Source organism: Mesorhizobium sp. M7A.F.Ca.AU.002.02.1.1 (genome assembly GCF_003998535.1).
GTDB classification, from domain to species: Bacteria; Pseudomonadota; Alphaproteobacteria; order Rhizobiales; family Rhizobiaceae; genus Mesorhizobium; species Mesorhizobium ciceri.
This window is the reverse complement of record NZ_RZPB01000782.1, coordinates 1-2743: the sequence shown is the minus strand read 5'-3', so window position 1 is coordinate 2743 and position 2743 is coordinate 1. Positions and strand designations below refer to the sequence as shown.

At 58.8% G+C, this 2743-nt stretch carries 3 protein-coding genes and 1 pseudogene; 2 read left to right on the top strand and 2 right to left on the bottom strand.

From position 1 onward, the window contains the following. Together EN879_RS31175 and EN879_RS31170 are read left to right on the top strand one after the other, a co-directional pair. The coding region (locus tag EN879_RS31175; RefSeq protein WP_348631510.1) for a YbjN domain-containing protein at positions 1-212 on the top strand (212 nt) is incomplete at its 5' end. Between the two features lie 27 nt (positions 213-239). Further along, complete coding sequence (locus EN879_RS31170; protein ID WP_063168839.1) at positions 240-599, top strand: tRNA-binding protein; 360 nt, start codon at positions 240-242, stop codon at positions 597-599. A 115-nt stretch (positions 600-714) separates the two neighbouring features. Here the strand turns inward: EN879_RS31170 and EN879_RS31165 are convergent, their stop codons facing one another. Beyond that, a complete protein-coding gene (locus tag EN879_RS31165) occupies positions 715-2289 on the bottom strand; it encodes a hypothetical protein (RefSeq protein ID WP_063168838.1) in 1575 nt (524 codons plus the stop codon). Positions 2290-2496: 207 nt separating this feature from the next. Beyond that, a pseudogene (locus EN879_RS31160) lies at positions 2497-2743 on the bottom strand (glycosyltransferase family 1 protein); the annotation flags it as partial.

The following is a 2743-nucleotide window of genomic DNA, read 5'->3' as shown; positions in this document are numbered from 1 at the left end:
TCTGGGAGCAGGAGGGCGCGATCATGTTCCGCCAGTCGCTGCTGCTGGCCGGCGGGGTCGAGCCGTCGAGCCAGCAGGTCGAAGTGTTGCTGTCGTCGGCGCTGGAAGCCTGCGAATGCTATTTCCAGGCATTCCAGTTCGTCGTCTGGTCGGGAACCTCGGCCAAGGATGCCCTGGCCGGTGTGCTGTTCGAGACCTACGGCAACGCCTGAGTCCCCGTTAAGGCAGACAAGACCAAGATGAGTTCGAACACCGAGCGCAAGCCCGAGATCAGTTTTGCCGATTTCGATCGTGTCGACATCCGCGGCGGCACGATCGTCGAGGCCGAGCCGTTTCCCGAGGCGCGCAAGCCCGCGTTCAAGCTGAAGATCGATTTCGGCGCCGGCATCGGTATCAAGAAATCGTCGGCGCAGATCACCAAATACTATACACCGGAGACGCTGATCGGCCGGCAGGTGTTCGCGGTGGTCAATTTCCCGCCGCGCCAGATCGGTCCATTCATGTCGGAAGTGCTCACTCTCGGCTTTCCCGACGAAGAGGGCGCCGTGGTGCTCGGCGCGATCGAGCGTAAGGTGCCGGATGGCGGGCGGTTGTTTTAGGGTCTCAACTGGGGATCGGAATCCCCCGCGAACCGGGATGGATTGATAATCCTTTCGGCAGATGCTTCAGCATGAATTTCATGCCATGTCGTGACAGGAGTGTCGCGCGTGGACATCATCCGCTTTTCCTGTCCGCGTCGACCAATTTCCTTATTCTGTAAAATTTGAACTGTTTGCCTTCGGCGATTAATTCAAGGTTGCCGTGTCGTGGCGGGCTGCGCTCCGGCGCGATTACCAGCAGATAGTCAAAGTCACGGGTCCAATGCGCTGCATACGCTGCCTCGACCGGTGGTAAAGCACCGGCGGCGTAGGCCTCCAGCTCAGACATCGGGATAGGCCCGCCTTGCGGTACGGTCAGGTTTGCCACTTCCGGCCGGGGCCTCACCGGCTGTTTTCCCGGATAGGTGAACAGCGTTGGCATCAGTGCATTGCGTGTGACTACAGCCAACGCGGCAGCATTGTACATTGGATAAAGGAGCAGATTCGTTGGCGGGTCGTCTGGGAGGCCATTCTGGCCGGTAAGGATTCGCGAACCCATTGGAATGGCGTCGAACGCGGTCATAAGGGCACGATATTCGCCGCGGCACGACAATTGGGCCCAGATCGCGATGCCACTGTTTGCAAGCCCGGCGCCAAACGCCAGCGCGACGAGAAGTGTTCCACGCGAGCCTTGCGGACGCTTGATCGTGACGAAGGCTGGCAGGATCAGAACAAGCGCCAGAAGGACGCGCCCGTCGACAAAGGCCGTGTCCGCAACGCGAAACGGCATGAGAATGAACAGGCACAAGAGCCCAAAGCCTATCCAGCAGCCGACGCGAGAGACCGCCACCATCCTGTGCTTCACCGCAAGGTAACTGAGAATGACCAGCACCACGGTCACGGCTGAGGAAGTGTATCTGCTGAAGCCGTTGACTTGAACCAGCGCCAACAATTTCGCCGACAGGGCCCATTCGGTTCCTTCGCCACCCACTTTGCCGCCGTAGGCGAGCGCCAGGGCGCCAACTGCGACGACCGGAGCAGCCATTCCGGCAACCAGCAAGATCGTGCGTTTCCAATTCTCAATATGGTCTGGCCAGCGGGAGAGTTCGTACAGCCCCACCACAATGCCATACAGGCCGAGGGCAAATAGGTGAGAGATATACAGAACCACGACGAAGACGGCGTGGATCGCAAGGCGCAGCGGCAAAGGTCTTTCCGCAAGCCAAATCCAAACCGCGATGGACCAAAGAACGATCCCGAGTCCAAATTCAAAATTCACGAATCCGAAAGCGAAAGGCATGGCGTAGAGGAAGAGCGAAGCGACGAAGCCGCTGAGGATCACACGCCCCTGTGCGGCCGCTCCGACGGCCATTGCCCCGCTGACGACCAGCATTTGCGAGACTAGATAGAAAAGCTTTGATGCCAGCTCGATCCCGATCAAGCGCCCAGCGAACGGGACGACGAGATCCATGGCTAGATTAGGGTAGGGTGCCCACGCGGCTTCATAGTAGGGATGGGCTTCGGGCGTACCGGCGCGCATCAGGATCGACATTCTTGCGAGATGATTTGGATAGTCTGCCATAGCGGGTATGTCGACGAGCAGTACGGGCAAGAAAGCCACCACCAGCAGAACTATCAGCAAGATACCTTCTGGCCTGATGAAATGGCTCGTGTAACTGTTGATTTTGTTGCTGGCTGTTGCTTCGAGCATGCCACAATGTAGGTAGAAATGGTAAATTTTGAGTCGCCGACAATTATCAATCTGACTTGGTCATGGCTCCGAAGTCGCACAATACGTCACGCCGAACCATCCCTTTGAAACAAGGTGCCGTGGCAGACTAACGGTTGATTGTGCGTCGCCGCGCTTTGTCATCCGTGGCGGTGTGTCAGCTTCGCCCTTGGATAACGAAAAGCACGATCAGGCCGCCAGCTTTCGCCGTGTGCCCAGTGCTTCCTCGACCGTATCGAGGAACATTTCCGCACAGGCCTTCCAGCTATAGCGCATGGCGCGTTCGCGGGCTTCGGCACGGTCGACGTTGAGCGCGGCGAGTGAGGCCTCGCGCAAATCGTTGGAGACCGCGCCGCCAAAACCATCGCCGACAATGTCGATCGGCCCGGTCACCGGATAGGCGGCAACCGGCGTGCCGCTGGCCAGTGCCTCGATG

Coding starts and splice junctions, on each gene's coding strand:
- EN879_RS31165 (WP_063168838.1), bottom strand. CDS start 2,289: ATGCTCGAAGCAACAGCCAGCAACAAAATCAACAGTTACACGAGCCAT.
- EN879_RS31170 (WP_063168839.1), top strand. CDS start 240: ATGAGTTCGAACACCGAGCGCAAGCCCGAGATCAGTTTTGCCGATTTC.